Here is a 683-nt window from a genome sequence, read left to right as displayed (position 1 = left end):
GGGAAGTACGAGACCGTCTTCATCGACTCGATCACCGTGGCCGGGCGGCTCTGCTTCCAGTGGTGCCGCGGCCAGCCTGAGGCGTTCTCCGAGAAGACCGGCAAGCCCGACATCCGCGGCGCCTACGGGCTGCACGGCCGCGAGATGATCGGCTGGCTGACCCACCTGCAGCACACGCGCGGCAAGCATGTCTGGTTCGTGGGCATCCTCGACGAGCGGCTCGACGACTTCAACCGCAAGGTCTTCCAGCCGCAGATCGACGGCTCGAAGACCGGGCTCGAGCTGCCGGGGATCGTCGATCAGGTCATCACCATGGCCGACATCGCCGATGCCAACGGCCAGCCGCAGCGCGCCTTCGTCTGCCAGACGCTGAACCCCTGGGGCTATCCGGCCAAGGACCGCTCGGGTCGCCTTGATCTTGTCGAGGCCCCGCATCTCGGCCGGCTGATGGAGAAGATCCAGCGCCCCGCGGCGCCTGCCTCCGAACGACTGACCTGGCCGCCGGTGACCCCGGCCGATCCCGCGCCCGCGCAGGAGTCCGGCCATGGCTGAGCGCCTCTCGCCACGCCCGGTGTCCCGATCCGGTCGCCGGGGTGGCTTTTCCCATCTGACGCCGCTGCGCGTCCCACCCTCCAACTGAAAGGAGCCGCGCAATGTCCGGACCCTGGAACGACTTCAACTCC

Annotated in this window: 1 protein-coding gene; it reads left to right on the top strand. The window is 68.7% G+C overall.

Features of this window, described 5'->3' with window-relative positions:
* A partial coding sequence (locus tag G5V65_RS23070; RefSeq protein ID WP_165054778.1) for an ATP-binding protein occupies nt 1-552 on the top strand: 552 nt, incomplete at its 5' end.
* Nucleotides 553-683: the final 131 nt, after the last annotated feature.

This window comes from Paragemmobacter kunshanensis (assembly GCF_011059185.1).
Lineage (GTDB): Bacteria > Pseudomonadota > Alphaproteobacteria > Rhodobacterales > Rhodobacteraceae > Paragemmobacter > Paragemmobacter kunshanensis.
This window is presented reverse-complemented; position numbering and strand designations above follow the sequence as displayed.